This is a genomic window from Staphylococcus sp. FSL W8-0305 (assembly GCF_037966415.1).
Taxonomy (GTDB): Bacteria; Bacillota; Bacilli; order Staphylococcales; family Staphylococcaceae; genus Staphylococcus; species Staphylococcus aureus.
The window spans coordinates 2,230,167-2,250,325 of the sequence record NZ_CP150198.1; the positions used below are offsets into that span (position 1 = coordinate 2,230,167).

Genomic DNA, 20,159 nt, shown 5'->3' on the forward strand with positions numbered 1-20,159 from the left:
ATTAACATGATTTTAAATCTATTTGTAAGATAAGGAGATTTGTCATTATGACAACAGAAGGTCTATTAGTTGCAGAGAAAGAAATCGAAGTGAATGGTTACGACATTGATGCGATGGGTGTCGTTAGTAATATCGTTTATATTAGATGGTTCGAAGATTTGAGAACAGCGTTTATTAATCAGCACATGAATTACTCAACAATGATCAATCAAGGCATTTCACCTATACTTATGAAAACGGAAGCAGAATATAAAGTACCTGTCACAATACATGACAAACCAGTAGGCCGTATTTACTTAGTTAAAGCAAGCAAGATGAAATGGGTGTTTCAGTTTGAAATTGTGTCCGCACATGGCGTGCATTGTATTGGTACACAGACAGGCGGTTTTTACAGATTGAGCGATAAGAAGATTACCTCTGTGCCACAAGTATTTCAAGACATTTTAGCAACAAAATAATGACTTCATTTTAAAATATAAAAAGTAAGAAGGTGTTCGAAATGGTTAAGCAATTAAATAGTGTCGAAGCATTCCGTGAATTTATTCATCAATATCCGTTAGCAGTTGTACATGTCATGCGCGATCAGTGTAGCGTGTGTCATGCCGTTTTACCACAAATTGAAGACTTGATGCAATCATACCCCAATGTGCCATTAGCTGTGATTAATCAAAGTCAGGTGGAAGCTATTGCTGGAGAATTAAATATTTTCACTGTACCTGTGGATTTAATTTTTATGAATGGAAAAGAAATGCATCGTCAAGGGCGTTTTATCGATATGCAACGTTTTGAACATCATCTTAAGCAAATGAATGATAGTGTGAATAACGATGTCGATGAGCATGAATATCGCAAATGATTAGTATTGCTAAGATTATGTAGACATTATAACTTATTTCCCAGTAAATATTGGTAGTAATAAGAATCAGCATGGTACATTAATACTATAGTAGAAATCATCAAAGAGGAGTGACGACAAATGCGTAAAAAATGGTCTACACTTGCGTTTGGATTTTTAGTAGCGGCATACGCACATATTAGAATTAAAGAAAAACGCAGTGTGAAAAGTTATATGTTAGAACAAGGTATACGATTATCTAGAGCTAAGCGTCGTTTTATGTATAAAGAAGAAGCGATGAAAGCATTAGAAAAAATGGCGCCACAGACAGCAGGTGAATATGAGGGCACCCATTATCAGTTTAAGATGCCAGTAAAAGTGGATAAGCACTACGGTTCAACCGTTTATACCGTTAACGATAAACAAGATAAGCATCAACGCGTTGTATTATATGCACATGGAGGCGCATGGTTCCAAGACCCACTCAAAATTCATTTCGAATTTATTGATGAACTTGCAGAAACACTCAATGCTAAAGTCATCATGCCAGTATATCCGAAGATTCCGCATCAAGATTATCAAGCGACGTATGTGCTTTTTGAAAAGTTGTACCATGATTTATTGAATCAAGTAGCAGATTCTAAACAAATCGTTGTAATGGGTGACTCTGCGGGCGGTCAAATTGCTCTATCATTTGCTCAATTGTTAAAAGAAAAACATATTGTGCAACCAGGACATATTGTATTAATTTCACCAGTTTTAGATGCAACGATGCAGCATCCTGAAATTCCTGACTACTTAAAGAAAGACCCAATGGTAGGTGTGAATGGCAGTGTGTTCTTAGCTGAACAATGGGCAGGGGACACACCTTTAGATAACTACAAAGTATCGCCAATTAATGGTGACTTAGATGGTTTAGGTCGTATTACATTAACTGTTGGCACAAAAGAAGTACTGTACCCAGATGCTTTGAACTTATCGCAATTGTTGAGTGCAAAAGGTATCGAACATGACTTTATACCTGGATATTACCAATTCCATATTTATCCAGTATTTCCGATACCAGAGCGACGACGCTTTTTATACCAAGTGAAAAATATTATTAACTAAAATAAAAAACTCTGATATCACCTATAAGGTAACTACGTTGTTAAAAATAGTTACTTGCTAAAGTGATTATCAGAGTTTTCTTATTCATCTAATGTTTCAGGTTGTCTTTTAAGGGATAGTAATAAAATTAAAATCATAATAAGAATGATGCCTACGATTTGAAATGGTTTGAATGCCACATGTAACCATAGACTGCTTGCGATAACGGCTACGACAGGTTCAACAGTTCCGAATAATGTTGTTTCTTTCGCTGATATGTATTGTAAACTGTCGATAAAGAAATAAAATGCGAGTGCGGTACCACCGATAATACCAAAGATTAAAATAATATAATTGATATGTCCCATTTAGTGATATCAATGTGCCAAATTGGATGGCGTAAATTCATCGCAACACCAGAAATAAGCATTGCCCACCCGACAATTAGAATCGAACCGAAGCGGTTAAGTAGGTCTGAAGGATAAATTGTGTAAAAAGCGAGTGCTACACCAGCTAAAATACCCCAGAATAAACTTGCAGGATTGACGACTAAATTAGAAAATGAACCATTCGTTAATAATAAAAATGTTCCTAATAGTGTCATGATAATAGCAAGCACATCAAATAATGTTAGTTTTGCAACGCCTCTTATGACAAACCAAATAATAATATAGACTGGCGCAATGTATTGTAGTAATGTTGCAATCGCAGCATTACCTGTATTAATAGATGCCATATAAGCATATTGTACAACTAACATGCCCAGTATACTGAAGATAAGTAATTTGCCTAACATACGTCGATCTTGGAATACGCTAAATATAGAACGTTTGGGTTGCATCATTTTGTACATAATAAGTAAGAAAACACCACTGACTACAAGTCGAGCAGTGACGTACCAATCGACATTAATATTCTTATATTTGAACAAGAAATCAGAAACAGTACCACCTAATCCCCATAAACAAGCACCGACAATGGCAAGTATAATTCCTTTTAAACGCAAAGCTGAATGATTATTCACCAAGTATCTCACCCCTTTAAAACTTAACACCAACAACATAAAATATGTCAGTGTATGATAATGATTTAATTCATTATATCGACTTTTAAGAAAGAGTGAAATGAGAAAATAAAAAAAATCATCTAAGATGTAGTGGTCTGGATGATAGATAAATGAATCGATATGGGAAATGAATGTTGAAACACAGAGGATAAACTATTTAAATGAGATTTCAGGAAGACTCAAATGTTTTTGCGTAAGAGATCCATGATGAGAATGCTGACTATCTAAAACGAAATGTGATACATCATGTCCAGTCATACTCGTATATAAAATAATGACTAAATAAGAAGTGAACGTTATAAAGATAAGTGCTAAATAGATAGAAATTGCAACTTTAACGGAATGACTCAATTGCACCTTTATCGCCTCCACTAAGTTATACTAAATATTTTCATCTTCAGTATAACCAACCATTGTTAAGTTGATGTAAATTTAGCTTTAAAAAAAGTAAAGATTCAACCTATAGACTATCATCATTCCTATCAGAAAACTAAAAATAATATCCTACTTTAATTATCTTATTGCAAATATATGTGTAATAAGTTATTTTTGAATATAGTGTGCGGTTTTATAAACACAGCACAAAAATAAGAAATAAATAGCTCGAAAGATAAAATGTATAAATATTAAAAGTTTTTAGAAATATTACTTACTTTCAGATGTAAAAAAGTTATCAAAAAACTGTCACACAACTGTTTGAAATATAGAGTAAAAAGTTAATTAGTAAATATTAATGACAACATAAGTAGTTTTTGAAACAATCCATTTTAAAAATCTTTCACAAATATCAAATATTTCACTTAAATATTTGATTTGATAACAGATAAAAGTTGAAAACGTTTTCTTAAGGGTGTACGATGTTTATGGTCTGAAAATAAAATAAACATAGAGAGAGGTTTTTGGGAAATGGATATTCTGTTAGGTGTAGGCACATTAGTCTTGGTTTTAGTGATCATGACGCTATTTTTAAAGTATGCACCGTACGGTAAACAAGGACTACAAGCATTATCCGGTGCAGCTTGTGCGACATTTCTACCACAAGCATTCTTAAGTTACGCTATTGGTGGCGTATTTGATATTAAATTTCTACAAGATATTGGGGATTTAGCAGGAAGTTTAAGCGGTATCGCAGTAGGTATTCTAACGTGCTTAAACTTAGGCGTTGCACCAGTATTTGCGGTCATTGTTGGTTTAGTATTACATGACTTTAAATTATTACCAGCATTCATCGCAGCTTATGGCGTAGCTTTTTTAATTAAATGGATTGAAAAGAAAGTTCCAGAAGGCTTGGACTTAATTGTGGTGATCTTATTTGCACCAGCAATTGCTTTCGGACTTGCATCAATCATTACACCTGGTGTGCTAGCAACATTAAAACAAATAGGTAGTGCTGTCACTGCGGTAGGTGATAACAATCCATATGCATTAGCGGTCATTTTAGGACTAGTGATTCCTGTTACAGGTATGACACCGCTAAGTTCAATGGTATTAACAAGTTTATTAGGACTGACAGGTGTTCCTATGGCTATTGGAGCACTAACATGTACAGGTAGCTCATTTGTTAACCTTATTTTATTCCGAAAATTAAACATTGGTGGACCGTCAAAAGCATTTGCAGTTTGTATTGAGCCATTGACGCAAATTGATTTAATAGCGCAATATCCAGTACAACTATATGGTACAAATGCACTGATTGGGGTCGTCAACGCATGTATCGTGACATTTAGCGGACTAGTAATAGGTGTCAAAGGTATGGCAACACCAATTGCAGGTGCCATCGTATTATTTGGCTTTAATAATGCAGTGACATCAATTGTAACAATCGCAACAGTGATTATTGTCAGCATTGTCTTAGCCTATATTATTGGAACACTAATTAATAAGTTTAATTTAATGAATATCAACTTTAAAATGCCGAGCAAAAAGAATCATATTAAGGAGAGTGTTTAATTATGGCAAAGAGCTATGATTATCAAAGTGCTTTCGATATTATCGGACCAGTTATGATGGGACCTTCAAGTTCTCATACGGCTGGTGCAGTAAAGATTGGGAATTCAGCACGCGCAATATTGGGAGATATTCCTAAAAATATTGAAATACATTATTATGAATCATTTGCTCAAACACACCAAGGACATGGTACAGATGTCGCTATTGTGGGTGGAGCAATGGGATATTCAACATTTGATAACCGAATTAAATCTTCATTAGAAATTGCAGCTGATGATGGTATTAAAATAGATATCGTCGAAGAAGAAGGCGATAGTATTGGTCAACATCCAAACTGTGCTTATATTAAATCATTTCGTAATGATGGTCGCTACATTGAAATTATCGGTATTTCAATCGGTGGTGGTACAATTAAAATTAAAGGTATTCATATAAATGGACTAGAAGTAGATTTAAATCATGGATTACCAATTTTAGTTGTTGACGGAAATATGACTAAAGCACAAGTAAATCATTTCATTAATGATATCAACGATATGAAATTAGACTGTAAAGATGAATTTATTATGATAGATGAAGATAAATGCTTGGTTGTAATACCATTAAATAAAGCAATCTCAGAATCGACATTAAATACAATTAAAGAGAAATACAGTGACGTAAACGTTTCCTATATAAATTAGAGGGGGAATAAACATGTTTGATTCAATTAGAGAGACTATAGATTATGCCGTAGAAAATAATATGTCATTTGCGGATATCATGGTTAAAGAAGAAATGGAATTAAGCGGTAAATCACGTGATGAAGTGCGAGCGCAAATGAAACAAAATTTAGATGTCATGCGAGACGCAGTAATAAAAGGGACGACAGGTGATGGCGTTGAAAGTGTAACGGGCTACACTGGTCATGACGCTGCTAAACTACGTGATTATAATGAAACACATCATGCTTTGTCTGGATATGAAATGATTGATGCAGTCAAAGGTGCCATTGCAACAAATGAAGTCAATGCTGCGATGGGTATTATTTGTGCAACGCCAACAGCTGGTTCCTCGGGTACCATTCCCGGTGCACTTTTTAAATTAGAAAAAACACATGATTTAACAGAAGAGCAAATGATTGACTTCTTATTCACTTCAGCATTGTTTGGGCGTGTCGTAGCAAACAATGCAAGTGTAGCTGGTGCAACAGGTGGCTGCCAAGCTGAAGTTGGTTCAGCATCTGCAATGGCGGCAGCTGCAGCAGTAGCTATATTCGGAGGATCACCAGAAGCATCCGGGCACGCTATGGCATTAGCGATAAGTAATTTATTAGGTTTAGTTTGTGACCCAGTAGCCGGACTTGTTGAAATTCCTTGTGTTATGAGAAATGCAATTGGTTCGGGTAACGCTTTAATTTCAGCAGATTTAGCATTAGCAGGTATTGAAAGTAGAATCCCTGTTGATGAAGTTATTGAAGCAATGGATAAGGTTGGTCGTAACCTTCCTGCATCATTACGTGAAACTGGATTGGGTGGACTAGCAGGCACACCAACTGGCGAAGCAATTAAACGTAAAATCTTTGGCACAGCTGAAGATATGGTTAAAAATAATTAATGAGATAACAATAAAATATTGATAAAAAAGAAGCATCTGTCTGGATCATTAGTACCAGATAGATGCTTCTTAATTATCTTTCATAAAGTTGAAAAATTTATGGGAAATGCATGCTAATCAAAATAGTGATTGCAAAAGCGCCCCCGTATATCTAAAATAACTTAAAAGGAGTGATGATATGCTAAGACTATCAATCATCTTTATAGCATTCATCATTAACACAACGATTACATATGGATATACGACTGAGGGAACGTGGGTCAATCTATTATTTAAATCTTTATCGCTCAGCATGATTATCGTTTTCATGTTCTACTATATTCGTTTTGTTATTGAGAAAAAGCGTTAAATCAAAGCTATGGGGATAGTATTTGAAAAGAATAAATAAAAGGGACGATGTAAATCAATGTAATATGCTCTACAAAGTTATATTGGCAGTAGTTGACTGAACGAAAATGCGCTTGTAACAAGCTTTTTTCGATTCTAGTCAGGGGCCCCAGCACAGAGAATTTCGAAATGAAATTCTACAGGCAATGCGAGTTGGGGTGGAACGACGATAAAGAAATACTTTTTCTATAGAAAAAGTATTTCTTATGCATGAGTTTTACTCATGTATTCCTATTTTTAAGTACACATTAGCTGTGGCTAATGTGTAAGAACCACTACATAATAAATCATTAGTGGCTCTTTATCATTTCTGTCCCACTTCCCTGAGAAGTTTAAAATTTTATATGTTGGCTTGTTATGTTAAGTGAATTAACATGGTTGTCTTGTTTATATTATGTGATTCAAATATTACTAGTCTTGTAAATCTAATTCGTAAAATGCTAAATCTAACCATTGATTAAATTTAAAACCTACATTGGTCAGTGTGCCGGCATGCTTAAAAGCAAACTTTTGATGCAACTGAATACTCGCTTTGTTGGAAGCATCAATGCCTGCAACTAGTGCACGATAACCTTTAGCTTTTGCTTCCACAATTAAATGGTGTAGCAATTGACTAGCAATACCTTTTCCTCTAGCTGAAGCATCGACATAAATAGAATGTTCGATTGTATATAGGTATGCTGGCCAAGGTCTAAACGAACCGAACGTCGCAAACCCTAAGACACTTCCATTTTCCTCAAATACAAAGATAGGCTCATGCTTACGTTGTTTCGTTTCAAACCATGCGACACGTTCGTCTATGGTTTGTGGTTCATAAGTATAAACAGCTGTAGTATTGATAATGGCATCATTGTATATCGCTAATATAGCGTTTAAATCCTCTTTTTTAGCGCATCTAATCATAACAATTCCCCCTTAGTAATTATTAAAAGCGTTTCGTTATTTGAATGCAAATATGTGTAATGAAATCTAACGTGACAATATATGTGCAAATTTAATATTATAAAATGAATTGCTATGAGTCATTTTATAATTAATGGTATACTATATGAAATGTTAATAGGCATTGTGAAATGTATAAAAGGAGCCTTAACGTATGAAAAAATGGACAAATCGATTAATGACAATCGCTGGTGTAGTACTTATCCTAGTGGCAGCATATTTGTTTGCTAAACCACATATCGATAATTATCTTCACGATAAAGATAAAGATGAAAAGATTGAACAATATGATAAAAATGTAAAAGAACAGGCGAGTAAAGACAATAAGCAGCAAGCTAAACCTCAGATTCCGAAAGATAAATCAAAAGTGGCAGGCTATATTGAAATTCCAGATGCTGATATTAAAGAACCAGTATATCCAGGACCAGCAACACCTGAACAATTAAATAGAGGTGTAAGCTTTGCAGAAGAAAATGAATCACTAGATGATCAAAATATTTCAATTGCAGGACACACTTTCATTGACCGTCCGAACTATCAATTTACAAATCTTAAAGCAGCCAAAAAAGGTAGTATGGTTTACTTTAAAGTTGGTAATGAAACACGTAAGTATAAAATGACAAGTATAAGAGATGTTAAGCCTACAGATGTAGAAGTTCTAGATGAACAAAAAGGTAAAGATAAACAATTAACATTAATTACTTGTGATGATTACAATGAAAAGACAGGCGTTTGGGAAAAACGTAAAATCTTTGTAGCTACAGAAGTCAAATAATCCATTGTGATAATGGATGAATATTAAGTAGAAAACAGTCTTGATTGAGAGACTGTTTTTTTGTTTGGTGTGAGGTAAAAAGTAATTTAATATCCAGTGTAATGTGTTTTGCATATATGAAAGCAATTTCAAAATGTGAATATAGGTTCATTGTGGTATGACAAACTTCATTGCTTGTCATGAGATGGATATAATGAAGACGACTAAAAGAGCAATGAGGAGGATAATCATGGTTAAGGCTATTGCGGTAGATATGGACGGGACGTTTTTAGATTCAAAAAAGACATACGATAAACTTAGATTTGAAGCGAATTTTACTGAACTTAGAAATAGAGATATTACATTTATTGCTGCGAGTGGTAATCAATATGCGAAGTTGAAGTCTATTTTCGGGGATAGAGATATGTATTTTATTTCTGAAAATGGTGCAGTTATTTATAAAGGCAATGAGTTATATAATTATAAAAGCTTTAATCGTCAGGTGTTTCAACAGGTTGTCGATTACTTAAATATGAACCAAAGTATTGATCAACTCGTCATCTGTGGTTTGAAAAGCGCGTATATTTTAAAACATACTTCTGAAGCATTTAAAGAAGATACGAGATTTTATTATCATCAGTTAAAAGAAATTGACAGTCTACAACAATTACCTGAGGATGATTATGTCAAAATAGCATTTAATATTAATCGTGAGACGCATCCGAATGTTGACGAAGAAGTAGCAACGCAATTCAGCAATGATATTAAACTTGTCTCAAGTGGGCACGATAGCATTGATATTATTATGCCAAACATGACTAAGGGGCAGGCATTAAAACGATTGTTAGATAAATGGGGAATGTCTTCTTCAGAGCTCATGGCCTTCGGAGATGCGAATAATGATAAAGATATGCTAGCATTCGCTAAGCATAGTTATGTGATGGAAAACAGTCATGATGAAGAATTGTTCAATATTGCCTCTGCTGTCGCTCCAAGTAATGATAAGCAGGGTGTTTTAACGATTATCGAACAAGAAGTGTTGAAAAAGTAGGAAGTAGATTATCAATGAAGCAGCTATCATGATACTAAATACATGTTAAATGAAAACTTTGAATACGAATCATCAAATATTAATATATCTCAAACAGGTTAGGCAATAATGCCATAGTAAAATAAGCGCACTAAAATCATTTGAATAGATGATAAAATAAAGCGGATTTTAATCAAATCGATTTTGATACAGATATACAAAATAAAACAATTCATGATTTTGAATACTTTTCTTCCACGCAAATGTATACCTATTGGCATTAGCTTCTACTTTTGTACATCAATAAAAATCGAATTATCATCAATAAGGTTTTGCTTTAAACATTGACTATGAAACTGGATAAATAAAGATTCAATTAATGCATCAGTATTAGGATTTACTCTAAAACGATTAATAGTTTTATAAGAAGGTGTTTGATTTTGAGCTAACCACATCATTCGAATACTGTCATGAAGTAGTTTCTCTATTCTACGACCAGAAAATACAGATTGAGTGTATGCATATAAGATAATTTTTACATTATTTTTGGATGATAAGATGTTGCGCCACGATGGTGTCTGAATTCATCGAATTCACTATTAGGTATCGTTTCAACAATTTCATTAACATATCGCGAAATATCAATTTGAGGAATTCTAACAGAAGTTTCTATTGGTAGTGTAAGTTGGATCAAGTTATAATTTTTATACATAAGGCACTTCATTAATTTAGTTTAGTGGTATTTATTAAATTATACGAAGGGACCCAACACAGAAAATTCAAATTATTGAATTATACATTTATGTGCAAGTTTGGCAAAGTGTCTTATTTTTTAAATTATTTAAAAGTAAAATTACATGTTAATACGTAGTATTAATGGCGAGACTCCTGAGGGAGCAGTGCCAGTCGAAGACCGAGGCTGAGACGGCACCCTAGGAAGGGACCCATCATCAAAAATTCTATTTATAGAATTTTACAGTAATGTGCCAGATGGGCATAGCGAAGCCATTCAATACGAAGTATTGTATAAATATAGAACAGCAGTAAGATATCTTCTAATTGAAAATTATCTTACTGCTGTTTTTTAGGGATTTATGTCCCAGCCTGTTTAAATATATATTAATTTAAACGTGTTTCACATGTACCAGTGTTAATGACAGATAATGCTGCGTTTAAACCACCTTCAACAAGGTTTTGTACTGCTTCATCAGAGAAGAAAGCAATATGTGGTGTTACTAAAATTCTTTCATGTTCGATTAACTCTAATAATGTTTTATCGTCAATGTCTTTGTTAGTCCAGTCATTTGTGAAGTATGCTGCTTCATTTTCATAAGTATCAATCGCAGCACCTAACAAAGTACCATCGTTCACTGCATCGATTAAATCAGGTGTATTGATGACTGCACCACGTGCTGCGTTAACTAAGATTGCACCTTTTTTCACATGATCAAACATTGTTTTATCGAATAAATGATAGCTTTCTTTGTTCGCTGGAACATGTAAAGAAATAATATCGGCATCTTTAATAGCTTCTTTAACACTATCTTTATAAGTTAAAAAGTCTAAATCTTTATTAGGATAAGCGTCATAAGCTGTAATTGTAGCACCAAATCCTGCATATATTTTAGCTGTAGCAGCACCGATACGACCCGTACCGATAATTGCAACAGTCATATTTTTAACTGGTTTAGACATGATTTCTGCTTGCCAAGTAAAATCATGTGCTTGTACACGGCGTTCAATATCTGGGAAGCGACGCACTAATTGTAGGGCGATAGAAACAGAATACTCTGCAATTGTTTCAGGTGAATAACTAGGAACGTTAGATATCACAATGTTGTGTTTTTTAGCTAAATCTAAATCATACATATCAAATCCAGCAGTACGTTGTGCAATTTGTTTAATACCGTAAGATTCTAATTTAGGATAAACGTCATTTTCTAACTTACCAAATTGCATTGTAGTTACGCCATCGTAATCTTTTAATTGATCGACTGTAGCACTTGATAATAGCTCTTTAGAAGTAGTTACTTCGACATTATTCTTTTTCCCCCAATTTAATGCCATCTCTTTCTCATAATCACGCGTACCAAAGAACATAATTTTTGTCATTATTAAAAACCTCGCTTTTAAAAGATTGAAAAGTAAATGAGTGAAATTAAAGATTATGCACATTAAAATCACGCCACAATTTAATTGTGAAAAATATCACGAATATATTATAACACTAAATTTTCCAAAATTCAAAAGTGTGTTTTATTGCAGAAAACTTATAACATGTGCACAAGTTATAGTGAATTGCAAACGGATTACTTTAGTCTTTTTAAAACATGAAGTATAATTTGTATAGCAATAAATATAAAAATTGGAGGCTATGTTCAATGAGCAATATGAATCAAACAATTATGGATGCATTTCATTTCAGACATGCTACTAAGCAATTCGATCCACAAAAGAAAGTTTCGAAAGAAGATTTTGAAACAATATTAGAGTCAGGTAGATTGTCTCCAAGTTCTCTTGGGTTAGAACCTTGGAAGTTTGTCGTGATTCAAGATCAAGCGTTACGTGATGAATTAAAAGCGCACAGTTGGGGCGCAGCGAAACAATTAGATACAGCGAGCCATTTTGTGCTAATTTTTGCGCGTAAAAATGTAACGTCAAGATCACCGTATGTACAACATATGTTAAGAGATATTAAAAAATATGAGGCACAAACGATTCCAGCTGTTGAACAAAAATTCGATGCATTCCAAGCAGATTTCCATATTTCTGATAATGATCAAGCCTTGTATGACTGGTCAAGTAAACAAACGTATATCGCATTAGGCAATATGATGACGACAGCCGCATTGTTAGGTATTGATTCATGTCCGATGGAAGGTTTTAGTCTGGATACAGTGACAGACATTTTAGCAAATAAAGGTATCTTAGATACTGAGCAATTTGGTTTATCAGTGATGGTTGCATTTGGCTACAGACAACAAGATCCACCGAAAAATAAAACACGCCAAGCATATGAAGATGTTATTGAATGGGTTGGACCAAAAGAATAAATAGAATACAGTATGTCTAAATATATAAAATTAAAAAGTTAGCAATAAAAAAAGCCTGCGATTACATAAATGAATCGCAGGCTTTTGCGTGAAAAAATTGTATTAATAAAGTATGGATGATTATTTTTCTGGAACAAGGTCAGTATTTGAATGAACTGTGATGTCAAACCCTTCTGGTGCCGTAAATGTATGTGTTGAGGCGTCGGGTTGATAAATATCAACATGTGTTAATCCATAACTTTGTGCATTGTTTTGTCTTGCTTGATTGGATTGCCAAGTATTAGCAGCAATATGATGGTGATAATGATTCGTTGACATAAATAGCGCACGTGGAAAATCAGACACATGTTGGAATCCTAATTGTTCAATGTAACATTGATATGCTGCGTCTAAGTCATGTGTTTTTAAATGTAAGTGTCCAATCATGCCTTTTGCTGGCATTCCTTGCCAACCTTCATCAGTACGATGTGTTAATAAGGTTTGGCTATCAACTTCTAAAGTATCCATTTTAACTTTGCCATTTTGCCATTCCCATGAAGATGAAGGTCTATCGCGATAGACTTCAATACCATTACCTTCGGGGTCGTTGAAATATAAAGCTTCACTTACTAAATGATCACCAGCGCCGATGCCCATATTTTTTTGTGCCACGAAATATAAGAAGTTAGCTAGATCCTCAGTAGTTGGTAATAAAAATGCTATATGAAAAAGTCCTGCTTCTCGTGGGGAAGTCTGACGGCCGTCTTCTAATAAATGTAACGTTAGAGTATGGCCACCAGTCCCAACAGATAATACGGTTGTGTTATCGTCAGAACTTTTAACGGATAGTCCTAAAATGTTTTTGTAAAATGTTGTCATTAAGTCTAAGTCTCTTACGTTCAGTTCAATGTTTGTCACTTGTGTTGCTGTTTTATCGTGAAATGCCATTATGAATCGCCTCGTTTTCTATTTTTCTATAAGTTAGTATAAAAAGTATACCAGAAAAGAAAATGAATTGACAGCAAAAAGTTTGAAATGCAAAATAACATGATGTTTCGCAATTTTATATTGATACGAACAAATAAAAAAGCGATGGCACTGGCGCACCATCGCGAGGTTTATTTAACCAAGATACACATCTTGATATGAATCTTCTTTTTCTAACATATGTTTGGCAAATGAACATGAGGCAATGATTTTTAAATGATTTTCGCGAGCATGTTCAACAACTGCTTTAACTAGTTTTTTGCCAACACCTTGACCACCGAGTTCATCAGATACGCCTGTATGATCAATGTTAATTTCATTATTATCCACAAAACGGTATGTGATTTCAGCTAAAGCATGATTTTCATCATCACCAATATAGAATTTGTTCTCGCCTTGTTTAATTTCAAGGTTACTCATACATATCAACTCCTATCATGATTGATTATAGTATTTCCCTATTCTATTTTAACTTAAACGAAGTCAAAGGTGCATGACAGTCATGTGACGACATTGCCACATCTATGTAGTCGTTTTTATTAAGTGCAATTTGAAATAAAGATGAAAACACGTATCTTGACATTAAATTCATTCAGCTATATAATTTATCTCGAAATCGAAATAAATTAAAAAGTTGGTGATGATATGGATCGAACGAAACAATCGCTCAATGTCTTTGTCGGAATGAATAGGGCGTTAGACACATTAGAGCAAATTACAAAAGAAGACGTAAAGCGATACGGCTTAAATATTACTGAATTTGCAGTGCTCGAGTTGCTTTATAATAAAGGTCCGCAACCAATTCAACGTATTAGAGACCGCGTATTAATCGCAAGTAGCAGCATTTCATATGTTGTAAGTCAATTAGAGGACAAAGGTTGGATTACACGTGAAAAGGATAAAGATGATAAACGTGTATATATGGCTTGTTTAACTGAAAAAGGTCAAAGCCAAATGGCAGATATTTTCCCTAAGCATGCTGAGACATTAACAAAAGCGTTTGATGTGTTAACAAAGGATGAATTAACAATCTTACAACAAGCGTTTAAGAAACTAAGTGCACAATCTACAGAAGTGTAAGGCGTGCACTAAAATTTTACATTAAAATATCTCGGTTTCGAGATAAATACACTAAAAATATAAAGAGGGTATATAAAATGACAAATAATCATGAATTACTAGGTATTCACCATGTCACAGCAATGACAGATGATGCAGAACGTAATTATAAATTTTTTACAGAAGTATTAGGAATGCGTTTAGTTAAAAAGACAGTCAATCAAGATGATATTTATACGTATCATACATTTTTTGCAGATGACGTTGGTTCGGCAGGTACAGACATGACGTTCTTTGATTTTCCAAATATTACAAAAGGGCAGGCAGGAACAAATTCCATTACAAGACCGTCTTTTAGAGTGCCTAACGATGACGCGTTAATGTATTATGAACAGCGCTTTGATGAATTTGGTGTTAAACATGAAGGTATTCAAGAATTATTTGGTAAAAAAGTGTTGCCATTTGAAGAAGTCGATGGCCAAGTGTATCAATTAATTTCAGATGAGTTAAATGAAGGGGTGGCACCTGGTGTACCTTGGAAGAATGGACCGGTTCCAGTAGACAAAGCGATTTATGGATTAGGCCCCATTGAAATTAAAGTAAGTTATTTTGACGACTTTAAAAATATTTTAGAGACTGTTTACGGTATGACAACTATTGCGCATGAAGATAATATCGCATTACTTGAAGTTGGCGAAGGAGGCAATGGTGGCCAGGTAATCTTAATAAAAGATGATAAAGGGCCAGCAGCACGTCAAGGTTATGGTGAGGTACATCATGTGTCATTTCGTGTGAAAGATCATGATGCAATAGAAGCGTGGGCAACGAAATATAAAGAGGTAGGTATTAACAACTCAGGCATCGTTAATCGTTTTTATTTTGAAGCATTATATGCACGTGTGGGGCATATTTTAATAGAAATTTCAACAGATGGACCAGGGTTTATGGAAGATGAACCTTATGAAACATTAGGAGAAGGGTTATCCTTACCACCATTTTTAGAAAATAAAAGAGAATATATAGAATCGGAAGTTAGACCTTTTAATACGAAGCGTCAACATGATTAATTGGAATGAGAGGGATTTGTGATGGAACATATTTTTAGAGAAGGACAAAATGGTGCGCCGACGCTAATATTATTGCATGGTACAGGTGGTGATGAGTTCGATTTATTACCATTAGGCGAAGCATTGAATGAAAATTATCACTTGTTAAGTATTAGAGGACAAGTTTCAGAAAATGGGATGAACCGTTATTTCAAACGTCTTGGTGAAGGTGTTTATGATGAAGAAGATTTGGCATTTCGGGGACAAGAATTGTTAACGTTTATTAAAGAAGCTGCTGAACGTTATGATTTTGATATTGAAAAGGCTGTACTTGTTGGATTTTCAAATGGATCAAATATAGCGATTAACTTAATGTTGCGTTCAGAAGCACCATTTAAAAAAGCATTGTTATATGCACCGTTATATCCAATTGAAGTAAGGTCAACAAAGAAGTTATCAGATGTCAGTGTGTTGCTTTCTATGGGGAAACATGATCCAATAGTGCCATTAGCTGCAAGTGAACAAGTCATTAACTTGTTTAAGACACGTGGGGCACAAGTCGAAGAAGTTTGGGTGAATGGTCATGAAATTACAGAAACTGGATTAACGGCTGGTCAACAAATACTTGAGAAATAACAGTTCTATTAAGAAGCGGACAGATGGAAAAGATTTTTACTTTTCATCTGTCCGCTTTTTTGATTTTGAAGTGTTGTACTAAATTTTACAATAGTATAGATATTTTAATCGATATGAGATTTGCCGGTAATACGCTTAATTAAACCTTTATAGAGTACAGGTATGAGTAAGATGAAACCGAACAATCCCATAATAGGGAATACTTTTCCAATTAATGAAATGAAACCGATAAATGTACTAATATAAGTGATGACAGCCATTGTAATAATAATGATGAAGTAACGTCTGCTAAATGGAACGCTGAAACGTGACGCAAATGCATACATTAATCCAACAACAGTATTGTAGATGACAAGTATCATAATGACAGACATAATAATACCGATTGACGGAGACATTTGTGTCGCTAATTTTAATGTAGGTAAATCGACGTGTTTAATTTTATCGAATTGAGAAATTAAACCTAGGTTAATCATCATGAGTAAAAATGTAATAATTAAACCGCCAATCAAGCCCCCGTATAACGTTGAGTCACGATACTTAACTTTACTACCCATCACTGATAAGAAGCTGAAGGCAGCAGCAATTTGCAAGCTTGCATAGTTAATCGCATCAAACCACCATCCAGGTGATAATGATTTCTGCTTATGAATCTGAGCATCATTATTAGCGGCAGTAAAATCAAAATGACTCGTTGTGAAATAGTAGACCGCAATCATAATGACAATCGCAATTAAAAATGGTGTAACACCGCCAAGCACAGCAATTAAACGATCGAATTTTAGAAACAGTGTTGCTAAAATAAACACGACTAATATGAGTGCGCTCAGCCAATACGGTAAGTTGAAACTTTGATGAATGGTTGACGCGCCACCTGCAGTCATAATAATAGCTAAAGACAACATAAACATTGTCAAAATAATATCAAAACCTCTTGCAATAGAGGGATATAAGAAATAGTTAATTGAATCAGAATGATTTCTAGACTTTAGATGATGACCTGTATGCATGACAATCATTCCACCTAAAGTAATCAATAGTCCTGTCACAATAATGCCTGAAATGCTATACGCGCCATGACTTGTGAAAAACTGGGAAATTTCTTGACCAGTAGCAAAGCCGGCACCAACGACAACACCAACAAAGGCAAATGCCACAATAATGGACTCTTTTAAGATGCGCATGATTTAAAAATGTCCCTTCGTAATTTTAAGTAATATAGAAAATGTAACATACATGTGAATGAAAAATATAGTACTAATATAGTATTTTGTTAAATTGGAGTAGAAGCAAGGGCGTCGATCATTTTATTAATTTATTAGTTAATTTTGCATTTTTTTACTGTAATGTTGTAATAATACAGTTAACAAGGAACTAGCATAGATACACCAATCCCCTCACTACTCGTAATAGTGAGGGGATTTTTTCGGTGTAGCTAGGTCGCCTATTTACCATCGCGTTTGCGTAGCCAATGCGTAAACACAGCACCTCTAAATAAGTGTACGACACGTGCATCAAAAGTCGTCTTTAGTCTAAGTAACGATCATGCATTAACATTTTCAAAATATCTATTTGAGCCTGAAGCTCTTTACCTTTATTTGTATTGCGGATTTTTTTACGTTGTAATTCTTTATCAACAATCCGTTTAATTGACAGTTCGTCGATACCTTCGGAAAGAATTTTTTCTTTTGCGTTAAATTGTTGATGTGCAACGAGTTGCATTCCGAATGAATTATACAACAATGTATAGCCTGCAATGCCAGTTGTTGACTGATAAGCTTTTGAAAAGCCGCCATCAATGACAAGCATCTTTCCATCAGCTTTGATAGGATCTTCGCCATTAATTTCTTTCACTGGTGTGTGACCATTAATAATGCGTCCTTCATCTGGATTTAATCCGAAATCACTGAGCATTTTACGAACCATATTCACATCTTCACGAAGATGATAGTACGGATTCTTTTCTTCTTTATGAGAAGCTTTATCTGCAATAAAGTATCGTTCAAACGTAGTCATCGCACGTTTACCAAATAGTGAAGAGTATTTCCCAGTCCATAAATACCAAACTAAATCAGTGGATAAGTCATCAGTATTTTCTTTTTCATCAAATGATTTACGGACATGATATTCAAACACATCTAATAACTCTTGGCCACTGTATGTCTGACCATCAATTTCGAATGATTCCATCTCACCATTTTCATCAACTGGAATACAACCATGAATGAGTAAATTGCCATTACAAGGTAAGTAAAGTGAGCCTTTACGCATCAAGAAAGACATATGACGACGTAATTTTTCAGATTGCTGGAATGACAATAATAGTTTGTTCATGACTTCTTCTTCTTCAGGTAGTAACTTTGCTGGGTTATCACGGTTAACAGTTTGGAAGCATGTATCTTTTAATGGATATGTTTTTCCGTATACTGTTATTTCATTAGTATCATAATTAACTTTTTCAAGTACAAGTCGTTCGTCCATTTCAAAGTTTGGACGTCGCTTAATAACCGGTATTTCCAGTTTGAATTGAATCATCGCAATTGCTTGATGAATTTTAGTAATCTGACTTTCTTCGCGTTGAGTTAAACGTTCATGTTTGTCAGGCCTTTTTTTAGGTTTAAAAGCAGGATTATCTGCATCATAGTATTTTTCGGCTAATGTTAGCAAAGGTCTTAAATTAATACCGTATGCATCTTCAACGATATCTAGATTGTCATAACGTGCACAAATACGTAGTAAATTAGCTAAACATACTTTAGACCCTGCATACGCACCAACCCACAGCACATCATGATTACCCCATTGAATATCCAGAGAATGATAATTAATCAGCGTGTCCATGATTTTATCTGGTTGCGGGCCACGATCATAAATATCGCCGACAACGTGTAAATGATCGACGACTAAGCGTTGTACAGAATACGCAAGCCCTATAATTAAATCATCCGCTTGCTTAAGCTCAATCACTTGGTTTACAAGTGTTTCGTAGTAAGATTTTTTATTTTTAAATTCGTTGTTCTTATATAATAACTCTTCTACGATGAAAACGTATTGCTCCGGCAAGGCACGTCGAAGTTTTGAACGCGTATATTTTGAAGAACAATATTTAATTAGCTGAATGAGGTGTTCAATCGTCGTAATATACCAAACATTTAATTGTCCATAATTTTGAAAATCACATTTAATAAGTTGCAATTTGTCTTCTGGATAGTAAACAAGGGCAGTCAAATCGTTAAGTTCTTTCGTTGATAACTTGTCTTTGAAAATATCATTAATTTTCGCTCGCACGTTCCCAGAACCGTTGCGTAATACGTGTTGGAAAGCTTCATATTCACCATGTAAATCGCTGACGAAATGCTCCGTACCTTTAGGCAATTCTAAAATAGATTCTAAATTAATAATTTCAGTCGCAAGCTTTTCTGGAGTATCGAAATGTTGAGATAATAAATCCAAATATTTCTTTTTTAATTCTCTTTCAGTAATTTGAGTCATTGTGTGTCACTCCTGTAGTATATTTCAATCATTGGTTTGTAAAATTAATACGCTTACAATGATTATCAAGAAAATGTTAACATTTTTCAATAAGTATGCTTGAATTGATAAAAATAGAGTAAACATATTGTGAATTTTAGTGTTGAGAATCTGTGGTTGTATCATTCATATTAGTAGCGTTGAAGTGTACCCGCATAAATATGAAGTGATAAAGTTGTTGAAGCGGCGTTGAAATATCATGATAGAGATATAAGCATC

21 protein-coding genes and 2 pseudogenes are annotated in these 20,159 nt (G+C 34.3%); 14 read left to right on the plus strand and 9 right to left on the minus strand.

Annotated elements, in window-relative coordinates; genetic code table 11:
• Nucleotides 1-47 precede the first annotated feature (47 nt).
• The 3 genes from NST10_RS10770 to NST10_RS10780 all read left to right on the plus strand — a co-directional run bounded on the left by NST10_RS10770 (nucleotide 48) and on the right by NST10_RS10780 (nucleotide 1,945).
• Nucleotides 48-458: a thioesterase family protein gene (locus NST10_RS10770; protein WP_000206033.1), complete on the plus strand. Its 411-nt coding sequence runs from the start codon at nucleotides 48-50 to the stop codon at nucleotides 456-458.
• Between the two features lie 41 nt (nucleotides 459-499).
• The gene (locus tag NST10_RS10775; protein ID WP_000240663.1) at nucleotides 500-856 is read left to right on the plus strand and encodes a thioredoxin family protein; all 357 of its coding nucleotides are present in this window, start codon (nucleotides 500-502) and stop codon (nucleotides 854-856) included.
• Nucleotides 857-976: 120 nt separating this feature from the next.
• Complete coding sequence (locus tag NST10_RS10780; protein ID WP_001228158.1) at nucleotides 977-1,945, plus strand: alpha/beta hydrolase; 969 nt, start codon at nucleotides 977-979, stop codon at nucleotides 1,943-1,945.
• Between the two features lie 80 nt (nucleotides 1,946-2,025).
• Here NST10_RS10780 and NST10_RS10785 read toward each other — a convergent pair.
• Together NST10_RS10785 and NST10_RS10790 are read right to left on the minus strand one after the other, a co-directional pair.
• Nucleotides 2,026-2,960: pseudogene (locus NST10_RS10785) on the minus strand (DMT family transporter).
• Nucleotides 2,961-3,143: 183 nt separating this feature from the next.
• Nucleotides 3,144-3,347 carry a hypothetical protein gene (locus NST10_RS10790; protein ID WP_001177186.1) on the minus strand — a complete coding sequence of 68 codons (204 nt, stop codon included), beginning with the start codon at nucleotides 3,345-3,347 and terminating at the stop codon, nucleotides 3,144-3,146.
• Between the two features lie 549 nt (nucleotides 3,348-3,896).
• On the opposite strand from NST10_RS10790, the gene NST10_RS10795 reads away from it, so the two are divergent.
• The 5 genes from NST10_RS10795 to NST10_RS10815 all read left to right on the plus strand — a co-directional run bounded on the left by NST10_RS10795 (nucleotide 3,897) and on the right by NST10_RS10815 (nucleotide 6,885).
• Nucleotides 3,897-4,940 carry a PTS fructose transporter subunit IIC gene (locus NST10_RS10795; RefSeq protein ID WP_000353634.1) on the plus strand — a complete coding sequence of 348 codons (1,044 nt, stop codon included), beginning with the start codon at nucleotides 3,897-3,899 and terminating at the stop codon, nucleotides 4,938-4,940.
• A 2-nt stretch (nucleotides 4,941-4,942) separates the two neighbouring features.
• Complete coding sequence (sdaAB, locus tag NST10_RS10800; RefSeq protein ID WP_001140238.1) at nucleotides 4,943-5,623, plus strand: L-serine ammonia-lyase, iron-sulfur-dependent subunit beta; 681 nt, start codon at nucleotides 4,943-4,945, stop codon at nucleotides 5,621-5,623.
• Nucleotides 5,624-5,636: 13 nt separating this feature from the next.
• Nucleotides 5,637-6,536, plus strand: a complete 900-nt coding sequence (sdaAA, locus tag NST10_RS10805) for an L-serine ammonia-lyase, iron-sulfur-dependent, subunit alpha (protein WP_000460421.1) — start codon at nucleotides 5,637-5,639, stop codon at nucleotides 6,534-6,536.
• Between the two features lie 18 nt (nucleotides 6,537-6,554).
• Entirely contained in the window at nucleotides 6,555-6,653 is a 99-nt protein-coding gene (locus NST10_RS10810) for a hypothetical protein (RefSeq protein WP_031788498.1), read from the plus strand.
• A gap of 61 nt (nucleotides 6,654-6,714) precedes the next feature.
• A complete protein-coding gene (locus NST10_RS10815) occupies nucleotides 6,715-6,885 on the plus strand; it encodes a hypothetical protein (protein WP_001549802.1) in 171 nt (56 codons plus the stop codon).
• Between the two features lie 449 nt (nucleotides 6,886-7,334).
• On the opposite strand, the gene NST10_RS10820 is transcribed toward NST10_RS10815, so the two are convergent.
• Complete coding sequence (locus tag NST10_RS10820; RefSeq protein WP_000617348.1) at nucleotides 7,335-7,826, minus strand: GNAT family N-acetyltransferase; 492 nt, start codon at nucleotides 7,824-7,826, stop codon at nucleotides 7,335-7,337.
• A gap of 193 nt (nucleotides 7,827-8,019) precedes the next feature.
• On the opposite strand from NST10_RS10820, the gene srtA reads away from it, so the two are divergent.
• Both srtA and NST10_RS10830 read left to right on the plus strand, forming a co-directional pair.
• A complete protein-coding gene (srtA, locus tag NST10_RS10825) occupies nucleotides 8,020-8,640 on the plus strand; it encodes a class A sortase SrtA (RefSeq protein WP_000759366.1) in 621 nt (206 codons plus the stop codon).
• A 229-nt stretch (nucleotides 8,641-8,869) separates the two neighbouring features.
• Nucleotides 8,870-9,670, plus strand: a complete 801-nt coding sequence (locus tag NST10_RS10830) for a Cof-type HAD-IIB family hydrolase (protein ID WP_000237521.1) — start codon at nucleotides 8,870-8,872, stop codon at nucleotides 9,668-9,670.
• Nucleotides 9,671-9,880: 210 nt separating this feature from the next.
• On the opposite strand, the pseudogene NST10_RS10835 reads toward NST10_RS10830, so the two are convergent.
• Both NST10_RS10835 and NST10_RS10840 read right to left on the minus strand, forming a co-directional pair.
• Nucleotides 9,881-10,361, minus strand: a pseudogene (locus tag NST10_RS10835) (transposase); the annotation flags it as partial.
• Nucleotides 10,362-10,768: 407 nt separating this feature from the next.
• Entirely contained in the window at nucleotides 10,769-11,761 is a 993-nt protein-coding gene (locus NST10_RS10840) for a D-lactate dehydrogenase (protein ID WP_000161541.1), read from the minus strand.
• Between the two features lie 269 nt (nucleotides 11,762-12,030).
• Here NST10_RS10840 and NST10_RS10845 point away from each other — a divergent pair, with 269 nt between their 5' ends.
• Entirely contained in the window at nucleotides 12,031-12,702 is a 672-nt protein-coding gene (locus NST10_RS10845; protein WP_000069098.1) for an NAD(P)H-dependent oxidoreductase, read from the plus strand.
• Nucleotides 12,703-12,822: 120 nt separating this feature from the next.
• Here NST10_RS10845 and NST10_RS10850 read toward each other — a convergent pair whose 3' ends face one another.
• Both NST10_RS10850 and NST10_RS10855 read right to left on the minus strand, forming a co-directional pair.
• The gene (locus NST10_RS10850) at nucleotides 12,823-13,629 is read right to left on the minus strand and encodes a VOC family protein (RefSeq protein ID WP_000863968.1); all 807 of its coding nucleotides are present in this window, start codon (nucleotides 13,627-13,629) and stop codon (nucleotides 12,823-12,825) included.
• A gap of 174 nt (nucleotides 13,630-13,803) precedes the next feature.
• Entirely contained in the window at nucleotides 13,804-14,088 is a 285-nt protein-coding gene (locus NST10_RS10855; RefSeq protein WP_000067112.1) for a GNAT family N-acetyltransferase, read from the minus strand.
• Between the two features lie 225 nt (nucleotides 14,089-14,313).
• Between NST10_RS10855 and NST10_RS10860 the strand changes: the two genes are divergently transcribed.
• The 3 genes from NST10_RS10860 (at nucleotide 14,314) to NST10_RS10870 (ending at nucleotide 16,409) form a co-directional block, all read left to right on the plus strand.
• Nucleotides 14,314-14,748 carry a MarR family transcriptional regulator gene (locus tag NST10_RS10860; RefSeq protein ID WP_000376235.1) on the plus strand — a complete coding sequence of 145 codons (435 nt, stop codon included), beginning with the start codon at nucleotides 14,314-14,316 and terminating at the stop codon, nucleotides 14,746-14,748.
• A 77-nt stretch (nucleotides 14,749-14,825) separates the two neighbouring features.
• A complete protein-coding gene (locus tag NST10_RS10865) occupies nucleotides 14,826-15,794 on the plus strand; it encodes a ring-cleaving dioxygenase (RefSeq protein ID WP_000183734.1) in 969 nt (322 codons plus the stop codon).
• Nucleotides 15,795-15,815: 21 nt separating this feature from the next.
• Nucleotides 15,816-16,409, plus strand: a complete 594-nt coding sequence (locus tag NST10_RS10870) for an alpha/beta hydrolase (protein ID WP_000400028.1) — start codon at nucleotides 15,816-15,818, stop codon at nucleotides 16,407-16,409.
• 104 nt (nucleotides 16,410-16,513) lie between these two features.
• On the opposite strand, the gene NST10_RS10875 is transcribed toward NST10_RS10870, so the two are convergent.
• Nucleotides 16,514-17,593, minus strand: coding sequence for a hypothetical protein (locus tag NST10_RS10875; RefSeq protein WP_303661161.1), 1,080 nt, complete (start codon nucleotides 17,591-17,593; stop codon nucleotides 16,514-16,516).
• Between the two features lie 343 nt (nucleotides 17,594-17,936).
• Nucleotides 17,937-19,901, minus strand: a complete 1,965-nt coding sequence (locus NST10_RS10880; protein WP_000192183.1) for a fructose-1,6-bisphosphatase — start codon at nucleotides 19,899-19,901, stop codon at nucleotides 17,937-17,939.
• Nucleotides 19,902-20,159: the final 258 nt, after the last annotated feature.